Source organism: Microbulbifer sp. MCCC 1A16149 (assembly GCF_050368945.1).
Taxonomy (GTDB): Bacteria; Pseudomonadota; Gammaproteobacteria; order Pseudomonadales; family Cellvibrionaceae; genus Microbulbifer.
This window is the reverse complement of sequence record NZ_CP185959.1, coordinates 4254804-4269273: the sequence shown is the minus strand read 5'-3', so window position 1 is coordinate 4269273 and position 14470 is coordinate 4254804. Positions and strand designations below refer to the sequence as shown.

Annotated in this window: 15 protein-coding genes; 4 read left to right on the top strand and 11 right to left on the bottom strand. The window is 61.2% G+C overall.

All coding sequences use genetic code 11. The features are described 5' to 3' along the window. Positions 1-57: 57 nt before the first annotated feature. The 7 genes from ACONT6_RS17675 to ACONT6_RS17645 form a co-directional block, all read right to left on the bottom strand. The gene (locus tag ACONT6_RS17675; RefSeq protein WP_181254730.1) at positions 58-804 is read right to left on the bottom strand and encodes a hypothetical protein; all 747 of its coding nucleotides are present in this window, start codon (positions 802-804) and stop codon (positions 58-60) included. Between the two features lie 69 nt (positions 805-873). Continuing rightward, positions 874-1284 carry an ACT domain-containing protein gene (locus ACONT6_RS17670; protein WP_428819700.1) on the bottom strand — a complete coding sequence of 137 codons (411 nt, stop codon included), beginning with the start codon at positions 1282-1284 and terminating at the stop codon, positions 874-876. Positions 1285-1321: 37 nt separating this feature from the next. After that, complete coding sequence (locus tag ACONT6_RS17665) at positions 1322-2182, bottom strand: hypothetical protein (protein ID WP_428819699.1); 861 nt, start codon at positions 2180-2182, stop codon at positions 1322-1324. 131 nt (positions 2183-2313) lie between these two features. Continuing rightward, entirely contained in the window at positions 2314-2859 is a 546-nt protein-coding gene (locus ACONT6_RS17660; protein ID WP_428819698.1) for a hypothetical protein, read from the bottom strand. A gap of 126 nt (positions 2860-2985) precedes the next feature. Beyond that, positions 2986-4200, bottom strand: coding sequence for a hypothetical protein (locus tag ACONT6_RS17655; RefSeq protein ID WP_428819697.1), 1215 nt, complete (start codon positions 4198-4200; stop codon positions 2986-2988). 128 nt (positions 4201-4328) lie between these two features. Then, positions 4329-5006, bottom strand: a complete 678-nt coding sequence (locus ACONT6_RS17650) for a thiol:disulfide interchange protein DsbA/DsbL (RefSeq protein ID WP_428819696.1) — start codon at positions 5004-5006, stop codon at positions 4329-4331. Between the two features lie 205 nt (positions 5007-5211). Then, entirely contained in the window at positions 5212-5862 is a 651-nt protein-coding gene (locus tag ACONT6_RS17645) for a c-type cytochrome (protein WP_428819695.1), read from the bottom strand. Positions 5863-5996: 134 nt separating this feature from the next. On the opposite strand from ACONT6_RS17645, the gene yihA reads away from it, so the two are divergent. After that, a complete protein-coding gene (gene yihA, locus ACONT6_RS17640; protein ID WP_428819694.1) occupies positions 5997-6677 on the top strand; it encodes a ribosome biogenesis GTP-binding protein YihA/YsxC in 681 nt (226 codons plus the stop codon). Positions 6678-6706: 29 nt separating this feature from the next. Here yihA and ACONT6_RS17635 read toward each other — a convergent pair whose 3' ends face one another. The 3 genes from ACONT6_RS17635 to polA form a co-directional block, all read right to left on the bottom strand. Then, a complete protein-coding gene (locus tag ACONT6_RS17635) occupies positions 6707-6907 on the bottom strand; it encodes a hypothetical protein (protein WP_428819693.1) in 201 nt (66 codons plus the stop codon). A 15-nt stretch (positions 6908-6922) separates the two neighbouring features. Continuing rightward, positions 6923-7393 (bottom strand): hypothetical protein, encoded by a 471-nt coding sequence (locus tag ACONT6_RS17630; RefSeq protein WP_428819692.1) that lies wholly within the window; start codon positions 7391-7393, stop codon positions 6923-6925. A 924-nt stretch (positions 7394-8317) separates the two neighbouring features. After that, complete coding sequence (gene polA / locus ACONT6_RS17625; protein ID WP_428821528.1) at positions 8318-11062, bottom strand: DNA polymerase I; 2745 nt, start codon at positions 11060-11062, stop codon at positions 8318-8320. Positions 11063-11286: 224 nt separating this feature from the next. Here polA and ACONT6_RS17620 point away from each other — a divergent pair, with 224 nt between their 5' ends. Next, positions 11287-11709 (top strand): hypothetical protein, encoded by a 423-nt coding sequence (locus ACONT6_RS17620; protein ID WP_428819691.1) that lies wholly within the window; start codon positions 11287-11289, stop codon positions 11707-11709. Positions 11710-11759: 50 nt separating this feature from the next. Here the strand turns inward: ACONT6_RS17620 and ACONT6_RS17615 are convergent, their stop codons facing one another. After that, on the bottom strand, positions 11760-12704 hold the full coding sequence (locus tag ACONT6_RS17615; RefSeq protein ID WP_428819690.1) for a metal ABC transporter substrate-binding protein: 945 nt from the start codon (positions 12702-12704) through the stop codon (positions 11760-11762). Positions 12705-12868: 164 nt separating this feature from the next. Here ACONT6_RS17615 and znuC point away from each other — a divergent pair, with 164 nt between their 5' ends. Further along, on the top strand, positions 12869-13654 hold the full coding sequence (znuC, locus tag ACONT6_RS17610; protein WP_428821527.1) for a zinc ABC transporter ATP-binding protein ZnuC: 786 nt from the start codon (positions 12869-12871) through the stop codon (positions 13652-13654). 2 nt (positions 13655-13656) lie between these two features. After that, entirely contained in the window at positions 13657-14469 is an 813-nt protein-coding gene (locus tag ACONT6_RS17605; protein ID WP_428819689.1) for an iron chelate uptake ABC transporter family permease subunit, read from the top strand. The last annotated feature ends 1 nt before the right edge of the window (position 14470 follow it).

Below are 14470 nucleotides of genomic sequence, written 5' to 3'. Positions count from 1 at the left end.
CGGATACGGCGCCAGCTTAGCACGCTCGCGGTACCGGGCTCCGACGATTGGCGGGCATCAATGGCGTGGTGCAAGTCTCATAAAGCTACTGTCCACGGCGCGCTCTGCGAGCTCGTGGGCGCGATCCGCACAAAAGTCACCATGACCACCGAGCAGGTGCTGGAAAGGCAGGTTCAACAGGCGCTGAAAATCCGCGGCCAGCCAGCGCTGGTTGTTCTCGTGATCCGGCGTGGCGCGACGACACCAGGCGGGTGCGACCTGCATCCCCTGGTGCACACCACTCAGGCGCAGCATCCACTTGCCGGCCCAGCTGCAGCCGGCCCAGCCACTCCAGAACTGCAGCGCGTCGCAGGTGAGCAGCAGGCCTCCGGAAAGGGGCAGCAGCAGTGCCGCCTCGGGCACCCGGCTGTTGCTGAATTCAAATACCCGACCGCCGGTTACCGGACAGGTGCCGCCGTCGGCGAGAAACTGATCCGCCGGGGGCAGTGGATAGTGATCGGAGTGGGCCTGTCGCCAGAAGAAAACATTGAAGCGATCGCGGTAATAGAGGTCGTCACAGCCGTGGTAGTAACCGAGCCTGACCGCCTGGCGCACCCGCCCCAGTTCACACAGGCGCTCTTCCTCCATCCGGCGCAGACGCACCGGGTTTACCAGCAGCAGATCGTCGCCGCTGCGCACGATGCCCATGTTGCGATTGACGTATACCCGCGGCGCGATGCGCGCGGTACCGCGCACCACAAAAAAGTCCGGCAACACCTGGCGGATTCGGCCGTGTGGTAGCGGAGCGGGATAGGCAATATGCATGGTCTCAGGAAGCTCCTCAGCGGCGCTCCCTGCCGGATATCTGTTTTCTCCGTCAGCGCGTGGCGCCGATCAGCTGTACTGCAGTCGATTGCTGATGCCGTACAGAACCTGCATGGCCTGCTTGGCGTCATGCTCGCTGACCAACAGATGCTCGTGACAGCGCGCCGACACCACATTGGCCTGGATACCGGCGTCCGCCAGCTCGCGCACGATTGTGGCGGCGATTCCCGGCACCTGCAGGCCGCCGGTGTACTGCAGGGTAATCTGGCGGTAACTGCCGTCTTCCGGCAGTGACTCGCGCTCGGCAACGTCCTTGGGCAGCAGCGCGCAGATACCCTCGCGCTCGCGGAAGATACACAGGCACTCCTGCAACAATGTGCGCAACTGGGTTTCATCCAGCTGACACATCACCAGCTGCTCACGGTTCAGAATCGGGGTGAGGCGTTGTAACAACTGGTCGATTTTTACCTGGGCATTCATGGTGATCTCACTCTCCGGATACTGACAGGGGGCGCGCTCAGTTCGCGCCGCGTTTTTTCGGTTTCGGCTGTTTGCCGGTGCCGCCCTTCACCCGCGCCCTGGCGGTGTTCTTGCGCTGCTGCGGCAGCTTGCCCTTGGGGGCTTTGGCGGCAGGGCCAAACTCTTCACCGTCGAACTCCGGCTCGCCCTCCACCGGGGTGGTATCTACCAGGGTCTCCTGGCGCTGCGCTTCCAGCTCCCAGCGGTCGAGGGCGATATCGATATCTTTTTCAACATCCATACGCGGGAACTCGGGACACGGGGCGTCTTTCTGCGGGTTGTGCCAGCCGGACAGCGGGGCGACAAACACCACCAGGGATTTGTGCAGGTAGTTGCGGCCGATGCTGGCTTCGGTCCAGGTGGTCTGCCAGGCATATTTGCCCTTGACCGCGTAATCGCTCTCGTAGGATTTGAGGGTCAGGAAGTAGGGATACAGACGTCCGCCGCGGCATACGATGCGGCGCTCGGTCTTGATGTTTGCCATCTGGGTAAACGGATCGAAGTACCAGCGGATATCGTAGCCATAGGAGAACTTCATCTTTTCCCCGTGCTTGCTGAACGCGTAGGAACGACCTGTGCCGTCCCGATTCAGGCTCCACACGTGCTGGGCCTCGCCATCGCGGGAGATTAGCCAGTTGCCGACCCACTGACTGGCTTCCAGGCGGGAATCCGCGTCCCACCCCGGGTACTGGGTTTTGTTCTCCGCCTGCGCTGCGCTGTTCGCGATATCCGCTGCGGTGGCATCCGTGGGCGCCTTGTCCTGCGCGCGCAGACCGCTGGGCACACCGAACGCGGCCACGGCTGCTGCGAGCAGGATTGGCTTCACGAATCCGGAGGGAATAAAGCGAGGCTGCTTCACGGCTTGTCTCCGCTTGCGCTTTATTCGTCCCTGAAGAATGGGTCGCTCACCGGGGGCGTCGACGGGTCGCTCCTGACCGGGCCGACGCCTGGGCGCTGAATCCTGAACCATCGCGTGCGAAGCGCCGGTGCTCAGTTGCCCGCAGACGCAGTCTGCTGGGTTTCCTTGCTTTCACCGTCGTACAGGTTCGGGCACTCGGCCCCGTGATTGGGGGTCTGCCAGTCTGGCAAGCGACGCTGGAAGGCCAGGATGCCGCCGTTGTGCTGGCGCCAGTGACGCCCGTCGATAACGTTGAAGTCTAGGGTGACCGGACTCCAACCGGTAAATTGCGCGTACACCATGCCGCTGTTGCAGTGCAGGGTGCCACCGGTGCGGATACGTACCGTATCTCCCTCGATTCGCCAGGAAATGGCAAAACCGTGGGTGAGTTGGCCATCGGCGCGGAAGCCGTGGGCAAAACCGGTGCCATCGGCTTTCAGCTGCCACACCAGCTGCTCGTCGCCCTGCCCCACTACCAGCCAGTTACCGGCCCACTGATTGGCGGTGGACTGATCCGGCGTCTGGGACTGGGCGGAAGCGAGCATGGGAAGTAACAGGAATATCGCAAGCACCAGGCCATAGACCTGCAGCAGGGATAGGAGAACGGGACGGAAGGACAACTGACGCAACAACTTCATGCGGCACTCTTCTCTGTTGGGTTCTACGACTGGCGGTTATTTAATCAACCTAATTAAAAGCCTAGTCGTAAATCTCAACTGTGGCAGCGGATGCGACAAAATTCTTTGTTTCCGCGCCAAAGCACACTACGAAGTTCCAGTTTTACCCCTTGGGCGGCGCAATCTGTACCACAAAAGCCCGCCAACCCCGAGGGCAATCACCAGGAAAAACACCGCCCAGGCGTAGATTGCGCTGCCAGAGGTGGGCTGTAACTGCTCCCGCGCGCGCACCACGTTGGCCTGCAGGCGCTGAAACTGTTCGATGATTTCATTGCTCGGAGCGCGGTCGAGGATGGACTGGCGCAGCTCCTGCCATTGCTGGTCCAGCTGGGCGGTGAGCGCCGGGTTGCGCTCCGCCAGCTGCGGGCGGGCCTGGGCGTAGCCCTCGCGCAAGCCGAGCATCAACTGGTGATAGGCACTCGCAGAATCGCCGCTGCGATAGGCGGTCTGCCCCAGGTACAGCAACCCGGCGGCCCGCGCCAGCGGGTGTTGCAGATGCGCGGTCTCCTGCGGGTGTGCGCGCCACCACATCAGCGCATCGCGGGCGTCGTCGGGCAGTTCCACTGGCCGCAGTACCGCCATTCCCGGTAGCCCCACCAACGCGGGATATTCCTGCGCGCGGCGCGCTGACGGCGCTATCTCTGGGGCGGCAAAACCCGCCACCATCACCGCCAGTGCCCAGCGCTCGCGACTGCTGAGATCGCCATCGATGTCCCTGTTGTGGGCATCATTACGCGTGGGTTCGAGCACGTTATAGAAATCGTACAGGCTCAGGTTCGCCATGCGCGCGGGATCGGTCAGCTTGCGCTCGGCCTGCGGTGCATCGCCGTTTTCGCCGTGACAGTGACGGCAGCGATCCTGGTACAGCGCGCGCGCTTCCTGCGCCGGCGGCAGCGGCTCTGCCGGCGAGCGCGGCAACTGGTAGAGCGCCGCCAGGCGATCCGCCGCGGCGTTCGCGCGCTGGCGTACCTGGCCCGGTGGCGCGCGGTTTTCAATTTCCGCGGCGAGGTCTTGCAGGGTGCGCTGCAGCTGATTGCGGCCGGGCTTTTCGGGCAGCTTTTCCAGCAGCGACGCGGCCACCTCCACATTGCCCTGCAACTGGCGGTACAGGCTGCGATCCCGCATCCCGTCGTCACTGACCGCCTCGGGATAATCCACCGCCACAAAGGACAGCAGGCTCACCGCGCGCGCCGCGGTATTCTGGGTTTCCTTGTCTGCAGTGGGCTGCGCCCACGCCGCGCTTCCACCCAGCAAGGTGGCAAGCAGCAGTATCAGCAGCGGGGTTTTCGGCTTTCTGGGCATTTGGCAGTGGCGGATTTTTTTACGGTATCCCGTTTCAGACTAGCAGTATTGCCCCGGACACGGCTCGCACGGCAAACCGCGGGCATAAAAAAACCCCGCCTGTGCGGGGTTTTCCGTCGCGGTGGCGATCAGCCCTTTTCCGCGCGCTCTTTCTCGACCAGGTAGTCGACAACTTCCAGCATCAGCTGCTGACCGTTGGACTTGCCTTTGAAGCCCGGCAGCGAGGTGCTGACACGGTACTTGCCGGCCACAACCATTTCCGGGGTGCCGGAAAGCTTGTAGGCGCGCTGCTTGGCCTGGCCCTGCTTGATCTTGCTGTTGATGGCGAAGGAGTTCATCAGCTTCACCGCTTTGTCACCGTCGGCACCATTGTTGGTGAACATGGCGGCAATGGCGCTTTCGTCCGGGGTCCACTCACGGCCGTTGCGGTCGGCAAACATTTTGCGCTGCTGGGCGATGGCACCAAAGATCGGGTCGTGCACCTTGTCCAGCACGCCCATGGCGTCCGCCACGTAGAACATACGCGCGTGCACTTCCATCACCGGCTGCCAGATTGCCGGGATCTTCTTCAGTGCGACATCCGCAGGCATGGTTTTCTGCCACTTTTTCAGCGGTCCTTCAAAATGGTAGCAGTGGCCACAGCCGTACCAGAACAGTTCGGTGACTTCGATTTTGCTGTCGTCATCCTGGGCGACGGCCTGGGGCAGCACTTCGTAGTACTCGCCCGCTTTGAATTTTCCCGGGGTATCCTGGGCACAGGCTGCGAGGCTCAGCAGCATGGTGAACAGTGCAACGACGGCTCTCATAAAGACTTACTCCAAACATTATTCTTGGTTCCGGCGGTCAGTATGGCTCGCATAAGCTGACGCCCGGCTGAATATAGACCGCGGGAATTATTGAAGTTCCCGCACTGCGGTGCAACCCGGGTGCGATGGCCGGACAGCAAAAGGCCGGTCAGTGACCGGCCTTTTGTGAACTGGGACCGATTCCGGTGATCCGGTAGGCCAACAGTTACTCGGTCAGGCCCGCAACGTAGTTGGCCACCGCCTTGATCTCGGCGTCGGACAGCTGCTTGGCTACACTGCGCATTACGCGGGTATCGCCGTCGTTGTTACGCGCACCTTCGCGGAAAGCCTTCAGCTGCTTCTCGACGTACTGTGCGTACTGACCGGACAGGCGCGGATAGCCCGCAGGAGCGTTGCCCTGGCCGGTGGGAGAGTGACATCCCATACACGCCGGTACACCGGAGCTCGGGTTGCCGGCACGGAAAATCTTGCGTCCCAGGGCCAGACCGTCGACGTTGTCGCCGTTGTTCAGCATGACCGAGAACGCCTCGGAGCCGGAGATCTGGATGTTCTGGGCGGCGAAGTAAGCGGCGATGTCCGCCATGTCCTGGTCGCTCATGTTGTCGAGCTGGCCGGTCATCTCTGGTACCTTGCGCGCGCCGCTCTTGATGTCGTGGAGCTGCTTGAGCAGGTATTTCTCGCCGAGACCGGCGATTTTTGGAAAGGTCGGCGCCGGGCTGTTGCCGTCGGCACCGTGACAGGCGGCACAGGCGGCAGCCTTGGTTTGCCCCGCAGTGGCGTCACCGGCGGCGTGGCCCACCTGGGCAAATGCCACCATCCCCAAAGCCAGAGCGGCCTTCTTTATAATGCTGTTCATACGTCGTCCTGTTGCGCGCTGAAGTTTTGCACCCGATCTTCGCTGCTGGCAGCAACCTTGCCCGGCAGCCATCAGCGACGATAAAACCGCGGCATTATATACTTGCGCGCCATCTGAGTGTACCGGGAAGACTCATGTCTGAATCCAATGTAGAACGAATCAATTACCGACGCGCCGAATTTCTGATCAGCGCCCCCACCCTGGCGGAGTGTCCGGAAGATTCCGGCGCCGAAGTGGCCTTTGCCGGACGCTCCAATGCCGGCAAATCCAGCGCCATCAACGCCCTGACCGGCAACAGCAAGCTCGCGCGCACCTCCAAGACCCCGGGGCGCACCCAGCTGATCAACTTTTTCAGCCTGAGCGAACAACAGCGCCTGGTGGATCTGCCGGGCTACGGTTACGCCAAGGTCGCCCGCTCCATGAAGGACGAGTGGCAGCGCCACCTGGCGTTCTATCTGGAACAGCGCCGCTGCCTCAAGGGGCTGGTACTGTTGATGGATATCCGGCAACCGCTGAAAGAATTTGACCTGCACATGCTCACCTGGGCGGTGAACGCCGGCCTGCCCGCGCACATCCTGCTGACCAAAGCGGACAAATTGAAGAACGGCCCCGCCAACAATACCCGTTTCGCGGTGGAAAAGGAGCTGAAAGAGCTGGAACTGGACAATAACGTCACCGTACAGATTTTTTCAGCGCCGAAACGCAAGGGACTGGACAAGCTCGAGGCGCGCCTCAACCAGTGGCTGACACTGGCGCCGGAAGATATGGAAACAGATGTCGATGGCGACGACACTGGCGGGGACGACAACGACTAAGCCGGGTGCGGGCAGCGGGCTGTAAGTAATTACTCACCTGCAAACCCCTCTTCCTTGAGGCTATCCAGCAGTATCCGTCGCAACGTGCGCCGCGCGGTGGGTGTCAGGCCGCGCAACTGCTCGGCGGTGAGATGCCGCCCGGCAATCAGCGACGTCAGGGTCTGCTGGCTGATCTGGATTTTCAGGTATCGATTGGTGGAAGCCATGGTCTGCTCCAGGTTGAATATCATGGCAATCCCGGGCGCTCAGTGCAGACGTGGCGCCGCACTGTCACCATCGGATGATGCCGAGATTCCTTTCAGCTGTCCGCGCCAGCTCTCCGGTAGGCTCGCCTCTGCGGTGTAGAGAGTGCGGATACAGTCCGCGGTCAGCTGGTAGTGGGACCTGTCTGCCAACTCCCGCGCCAGGCGCGAACTGGCACCTACCAGGATGTAGTTTGCGTGGCCGGTGGCGCCGTACTGACGGTAGGCCTCCATCAGTTTGTGTGCGCTGTCGACAAATCTTGTCGCCGCCACCGCATAACCGGGGGCGCGCTCACTCAACAGGAAATCCGCCAGTTCATAAGCACAACCCAGGAACGGGACCGCCTGCTGGTACTGCTTTTCCTCACACAACAGCCCGCCCCGCTCGGTCCATTCCAGCCAGGCCTGCTCCGCACGATGGCTGTCGCTCATCAACCACTGACGGTGGTTGGCACATAGAAACTTCAGATTCACAGCATCTCCCAGTATTTCTTCTTCGGATTCCCGGTGGGGTTTTGCACCCGGCCACCCCATATTAATGAGAACCATTATCATTTTCAATTGAAGAATAGGTGACGCTGTTCGAACGATGTGAAATGGGCCGCCAGATTTCGACTAAACTGAATTTAACGGCGCTGTTAGCGGCTCTATGCCGATACCGCTCCCTCGACAGGCTGCGGTGCGACACCTGCCGGTACTGCTGCGAAAGGTGGCATTACAAAACAGACAGGCAAAAAAAAGCCGGTAGATTGCAGCTACCGGCTAGGGGTCAGTGCCCTTGGGGATGGGCACTTAGGGGAACACGCCCAGGGGGACGGGCGCGCTCTTGGGTTCTCACCCAAATTCCACTGCATCCGATGCGTCTCCTTCAATACAAAGATTAAGCTGGGCCGCTAAGGTTCCCCACTCTTTTCTCCGCGTTGTTTTCTCGTCTCCGGACACGAGGAAATGTATCCCACAACTATTGAGTACTGGGACAAAAAATTCTTTATTTGAGACTTTATTCCACGCCCCCGGCCAATTTCTTACAGCTTCGTGCAATTAATCAGCAACACTGATGATTCTTCAATCAACGGTATTTTTTCGATCGAACAAATTTTGGGCAAAAAAAAGCCCCGATGGGGGTAGCTTCGGGGCGAGGGGCTTCTGACTAAGCTTTGGGGGATGATGTTGCATTCCAACGATCTTGCTTAATTAGAGGACCCCTTTTGGTGGTAGTTCCAAGAGTTGCGAAAAAAATTTAAAAAAATTCGTGGCGGTATCGCTGCCGGGTGTGGCCTTGCGAGACACGCCGTGAACCCATCCCTGGGGGCTCTTCGAAAAAGTCCCTTTTTTCGAAGGTCTCGCAAGGCCACACCCGGCAGCGATACCTTCGCCCTAATATCGCGCACCTTAAGATCAGTGCGCCTCGTCCCAGTTGGCCCCTTCCCCGAGATCTGCGATCAGCGGTACATCCAGATCCGCGGCCGCCTGCATCAGTTCCGGGATACGTTTTACCACCAGATCCCGCTCATCTGCCGGCACTTCCAGTACCAGTTCATCGTGTACCTGCATGATCAGGCGGGACTTGAGCCCCTCGTCGCGCAGCCACGCATCCACCGCAATCATCGCGCGCTTGATGATATCCGCAGCGCTGCCCTGCATCGGCGCATTGATCGCGGTGCGCTCCGCGGCCTGGCGCTGCATGCCGTTGCGGGAATTGATTTCCGGCAGGTACAGGCGGCGGCCGAACAGGGTTTCCACATAGCCCTTGTCCGCGGCCTGTTTGCGGGTGTTCTCCATATATTCGAGGACACCGGGGTAGCGCTCAAAATACCGATCGATATAGGTCTGCGCATCCGCTCGCGGAATATCCAGCTGCTTGGCCAGGCCGAAAGCGCTCATGCCGTAAATCAGGCCGAAGTTGATCGCCTTGGCACGGCGACGCTGTTCATCACTCACATCGTCCGCCGAAACCTCGAACACTTCCGCCGCTGTAGCGCGGTGAATGTCGGCGCCCGCCGCGAAGGCATCCAGCAGCCCCTTATCCCCGGACAGGTGCGCCATGATGCGCAGCTCGATCTGGGAGTAATCCGCCGCGACGATCACACTGCCGCCGTTGATGCGCGGGTCGGCGACAAACGCCTGGCGAATGCGGCGGCCTTCTTCGGTGCGAATCGGGATGTTCTGCAGGTTGGGATCACTGGATGACAGGCGGCCGGTGGCCGCTACCGCCTGGTGATACGAGGTGTGCACACGGCCGGTGGCCGGGTCGATCATCTGCGGCAGCTTGTCGGTATAGGTGTTCTTCAGCTTGGCCATGCCCCGATACTGCATGATCAGCGCCGGGAGCTTGTGCGACAGCGCCAGCTCCTGCAGCACCGGTTCCGCGGTGGAGGGGGCGCCCTTGGGGGTTTTCTTGATCACCGGGATTTCGAGCTTTTCGAACAGGATCGCGCCCAGCTGTTTGGTGGAGCCGAGATTGAACTCCTCACCAGCTTCCTCGTACGCCAGCTGCTCCAGCTCGCGCATCTTTTCTTCCAGCTCGACCGACTGCTTTTTCAGCATCGCCGCGTCGATGTAGGCACCGTTGCGCTCGATATGTACCAGTACCGGCACCAGCGGCATCTCGATCTCGTCGAGCACTTTCTCCAGGCTCGGCTCCTTGGCCAGGCGTGCGCTCAGGTCCTGGTGCAGGCGCAGGGTGATGTCGGCGTCCTCCGCGGCGTAGGGCCCGGCCTTGTCCAGCTCGATCTGGTTGAAAGTCAGCTGTTTGGCGCCCTTGCCGGCAATATCCTCGAACTTGACCGTGGATTCGCCGAGATATTTCTGCGCGAGGCTGTCCATGTCGTGGCGGCTGGCGGTGCTGTTCAGCACATAGGATTCCAGCATGGTGTCACGTGCGATACCGCGCAGTTCGATATCGTAGTTGGCGAGAATGTGGCTGTCGTACTTCAGGTTCTGGCCGACCTTGTGGACGTTTTCGTCCTCGAGCAGCGGCTTCAGCTTTGCCAGCGCCGCATCGAAGTCCACCTGCTGCGGTGCGCCCATGTAGTCGTGGGCCAGGGGCAGATAGGCGGCCTCGCCCGCTTCCACGGCAAAGCTCACACCCACCAGTTTTGCCTGCATATAGTTGAGGCTGGTGGTTTCCGTATCGAATGCGAACACCTCCGCTTTGGCGAGTTTTTCCAGCCAGCGGTCGAGTTCCTTTTCGTCGAGGATGATGCTGTAGTTGCGCTCGACAGCGAGCGCCTCCGCGGCCGTTTCGGCATCGCCGTCACCGCCCAGCTCTTCCACCCAGCTGCGGAATTCCAGCTCGCTGAACATCTCCCGCAGCTTGTCGGTATCCGGCTCGGCGTTGGCAAGGGACTCCGGTTTGTAGTCCATATCCACGTCGGTCTTGATGGTGGCGAGCACGTAGGACATATCCGCCGCGTCCTTGTGCTCCTGCATTTTCTTGGCCAGGGTTTTGGAGCCTCGGAAACCGAGCGGCGCGATGGCGTCGAGGTCGGCGTAGATATCTTCCAGGCTGCCGAGCCCCTGCAGCAGTGCCAGCGCGGTCTTCTCGCCGACGCCCGGCACACCGGGAATGTTGTCGGCCTTGTCGCCCATCAGCGCGAGGAAGTCGATGATCAGTTCCGGGCCCACGCCGAACTTTTCCTTCACGCCTTCCACATCCAGCACCGTGTTAGACATGGTATTCACCAGGGTCACCCCCGGGCGCACCAGTTGGGCCATGTCCTTGTCGCCGGTGGAGATGATCACATCCATGCCCTTGTCAGCAGCCTGCAGCGCCAGGGTGCCGATCACATCGTCCGCCTCGACCCCGTCGATCACCAGTCGCGGCAACCCCATGGCATCGATGATGTCGTGGATGGGCTGGATCTGTGCGCGCAGGTCATCCGGCATCGGCGGTCGGTGGGATTTGTATTCCTCGAACAGTTCGTCGCGGAAAGTTTTTCCCTTGGCATCAAAAACCACCACTACCGGGCTGCCCGGGTGCTCCTTGAGATGTTTGCGCAGCATGGAAATCACACCGCGCACCGCACCGGTGGGCTGGCCACTGCTGGTCGCCAGGGGGGGCAGTGCGTGGAAGGCGCGATACAGGTAGGAGGATCCATCGACCAGGATCAACGGCGCGGAAGAAGTCTTGTCGTTACTCATAAATAGCTGGGAAGTCCGGTTTTTCTTTGCGGGGCTTTCGTTGGGCGACAGGATAACCGCGATGGAAGCTTTTCGCTCGTTCCGCTGCACGTATCTGCGCCTCCGCCGATGGAAAACAGGTTGTTCACCCTGTCGCCAACCGCGTACCAGTCATCGCACTGTCACCACACTCCCCGCGCGGGCTTCTAGGCTTCTATCAGGGAAGTCGCACAGAGGTGATCAACATGAACCCCCGCAAGTTTGCCGCAGCGTTTATAGCCTGTGCCATCGCCGGGACCGCACTGGCCACGGAACAATCCGATGTCAGTGAGGAAGCGGAAGTGATGGAACACGTGGAAGTCATCGGCTATCCAACGCCGGCGATTACCGCAACGGAAACCAGCGTTGACAAGGATTCCATCGCCGAGCAGATGGTCAAGCAACAGCGACAGGAGCTGTTGCGGAGTACCGAGGCCGCCCAGTTGCAGCAACTGGAGGCATTTCGGCTGGAGGGCGAGAACCTGAGCGGCGACACGCTGGCGCAGGAAGCCCCGCCGCAGCTCGAGCAACTGGAACCCGCGGAAGTCGAACTGGACGAAGAAGCCTCCAGTATCGACCCGGTACAGGAATCTGAAATCCAGGAGGAGCCACTGCAGGAACCGTCCTGAACGGATCGAGCAACGGCAGTTACTTTTTCAGTTAAGCTCCGGCGCCCCGTTCAGTGCTCCGCGCTACGATCCGGTATCGCCCCCAGGCATTCGCGCGCATCCGCCAGCAGCTGCTGCATAAGCTGTGGATAAGTTGCGTCTGCAGGCAGTTGGGTTCCGAGGGGATCCAGGGCCTGGTAGCCCAGGTTCAGGTGTTCCGCGGTCTGGCGATCGCGCTCATTCACCGGCACCTCGCCGAACAGGCAGCCGCGCCCGGCCTCTGCTTCGGTATTTTCACGATGCTCGAGCATGGCGCGCGCGCCGTGCTGGTGACTGGACGAACCACTCAGGCTGTTTACGGTTACCCCGGCGGGCCCGAAGAACTGGCTGTAGGCCTTGTGGGTAGAGACAATCTGTACGTCGCGATAGGCCCACAGGGCGCGATCCTGGACCTTCTGCAGGTTGGCCATGGCGCGTGAAAAATCCCGCGCGCGCGCGCGAAATTCCTGCGCCTGACCCGGATTCAACGCGGCCAGGCGGTTAGCGATATGCGCCGCCATTACCGCCGCATTGCGCGGGCGCAACCACAGGTGCGGATCGTCTTTGTCCGCCCCGTCAAACTCGTAGCCACCTGCAGCCAGCAGGCCCAGCTGTTGTTGCTCAGGCAACAACGCCATCTGCCGCGCCAGCACCGACTCCATTTGCGGCCCCAGCCACACCACCAGCTGCGCGGATTCCATCGCCACGCGATCGGTGACACTCGGCGCATAGTGGTGGGGATCGCCGTTGCCGATCAGCGGCCGTACAGCCACCTGCTCGCCGGCAATTTCCCGGGCAATCATCGCCAGCGGGCCGATACTCACCACCAACGTCGCTTTTTCTGCAGGGTCAGCGCTTGGCTGCGGTGATTTGTTCGCACTTCTGTCACCGCCGCAGGCGGCCAACACCAGAGTGACGGCCAGAATGAACAGCTGGGCAAGGAATGGCTTTACACGACTACTAGGCAAGGTGACCACCAGGATTTTGAGATTCGGCCGGGCCGGCGGGGGGCGAAAAAAAGTGCGATATAATCATACCCGGCGTACACTCGCCAGCCATTCGCCCCGGGACCCGGTATAAGGGTAACCTGCTCTTCCGCCTTTTATATGGCCAAGTCACCGTCAAATCACAGGAGTGTCCCCTGACTGCCAGCCAGCCGCTTATCCGCGCCCACAGCCTCGGCCTGGAAATTGCCGGGCGGCAATTGCTGCGGGATATTTCCCTCGAGCTCGAGCCCGCGGAAATCGTCACCGTCATCGGCCCCAATGGTGCGGGCAAAACCACCCTGCTGCGCCTGCTGCTGGGTTTGACCCGCCCTACTAGTGGACGCGTGGAGCGACGTCCCGGCCTGCGCCTGGGCTATATGCCCCAGCGCCTGCAGATCGACGCCACCATGCCAATGACTGTGGGCCGTTTTCTGCAGCTGGGTATCGACGACGTGAAAGTGGCGGATGCGCTCGCCCGGGTGGGCGCGCCACAACTGGCCGGCGCACGCCTCGCAGACCTCTCCGGCGGGGAGATGCAGCGGGTACTGCTGGCCCGCGCCGCGGCGCGCAAGCCCCAGCTACTGGTGCTGGACGAACCCACCCAGGGTGTAGATCTCGGCGGCCAGGGAGAGGTTTATCAGCTGATTGCCCAGCTTCGCGATGAACTCGGCTGCGGCGTGTTACTGGTATCTCACGACCTGCACCTGGTGATGGCGGCAACCGACCGGGTACTGTGCGTCAATCAGCACATCTGCTGCCACGGCCATCCGGAGCAGGTGAGTAAAGACCCCGCCTATCTGGAAATGTTCGGCGACAAGCTCGCCCTCTACACCCATCAGCACAATCACCACCACGACCTTAGCGGCGAGGTGGTGGATGACTGTTGTGATCACGACCACGCCCACCCGTCCCCCACTGACGACAGATCCGAGCGAGACTGAACGTGAGCGAACTTTCCCAGCTTTTGCACAGCCAATTCCTCTGGTACGCCCTCGGTGCGGGGCTGCTGGTGGCCCTGGTCAGCGGCCCTCTGGGCTGCTTCGCCGTGTGGCGGCGCATGGCCTATTTCGGCGACACCCTTGCCCACTCCGCACTGCTCGGTGTAACCCTGGGTTTTGTACTGCATATCCAGCCGACCCTGGCCGTGGGCGCGAGCAGCTGTCTGCTGGCATTGCTGCTGGTGTATTTCCAGCGCCGCCAGAACCTGTCGGTGGACACCCTGCTGGGGATCCTGTCCCACTCCATGCTGGCCCTGGGGATAGTTACCGTCAGCCTGCTGGATATCAATGTGGATCTGTTGTCACTGCTGCTCGGCGACCTGCTGGCAGTCTCTACCCAGGACCTGATCCTCATGGCCGCCGCCGCCGCGGTAATCGCCCTGTTATTGCTGACCCTGTGGCCAAAACTGCTGGCATTTACCCTGCATGAGGAACTGGCGGCGGTAGAAGGGGTGCGTGTGGAATGGATTCGGCTGGCGTTGATGCTGATGCTGGCGTTGTTAATCGCTATCGCCATGAAGGTGGTGGGCGTGCTGCTGATCACCGCCCTGCTGATTATTCCCGCGGCCGCGGCGCGCAGGATTTCCACCACCCCGGAGCAGATGGCAGGCCTGGCTTCACTGATCGGGTGTGTCTCGGTGGTGCTCGGGCTCACCGCCTCGGTCATCTGGGACAGCCCCGCCGGGCCATCCATTGTGCTGGCGGCGGGTACACTTTTCCTGATTGGGCAGCTGTTTCACCGCGAGCCGGTGAGCTGAG

Bases quoted from the DNA above. Each gene is read 5' to 3' on its own strand.
- yihA (WP_428819694.1), top strand. From the start codon at position 5,997: ATGTCTGAATCCAATGTAGAACGAATCAATTACCGACGCGCCGAATTT.
- ACONT6_RS17635 (WP_428819693.1), bottom strand. From the start codon at position 6,907: ATGATATTCAACCTGGAGCAGACCATGGCTTCCACCAATCGATACCTG.
- ACONT6_RS17645 (WP_428819695.1), bottom strand. From the start codon at position 5,862: ATGAACAGCATTATAAAGAAGGCCGCTCTGGCTTTGGGGATGGTGGCA.
- ACONT6_RS17675 (WP_181254730.1), bottom strand. From the start codon at position 804: ATGCATATTGCCTATCCCGCTCCGCTACCACACGGCCGAATCCGCCAG.
- polA (WP_428821528.1), bottom strand. From the start codon at position 11,062: ATGAGTAACGACAAGACTTCTTCCGCGCCGTTGATCCTGGTCGATGGA.
- ACONT6_RS17655 (WP_428819697.1), bottom strand. From the start codon at position 4,200: ATGCCCAGAAAGCCGAAAACCCCGCTGCTGATACTGCTGCTTGCCACC.
- ACONT6_RS17620 (WP_428819691.1), top strand. From the start codon at position 11,287: ATGAACCCCCGCAAGTTTGCCGCAGCGTTTATAGCCTGTGCCATCGCC.
- ACONT6_RS17650 (WP_428819696.1), bottom strand. From the start codon at position 5,006: ATGAGAGCCGTCGTTGCACTGTTCACCATGCTGCTGAGCCTCGCAGCC.
- ACONT6_RS17670 (WP_428819700.1), bottom strand. From the start codon at position 1,284: ATGAATGCCCAGGTAAAAATCGACCAGTTGTTACAACGCCTCACCCCG.
- ACONT6_RS17660 (WP_428819698.1), bottom strand. From the start codon at position 2,859: ATGAAGTTGTTGCGTCAGTTGTCCTTCCGTCCCGTTCTCCTATCCCTG.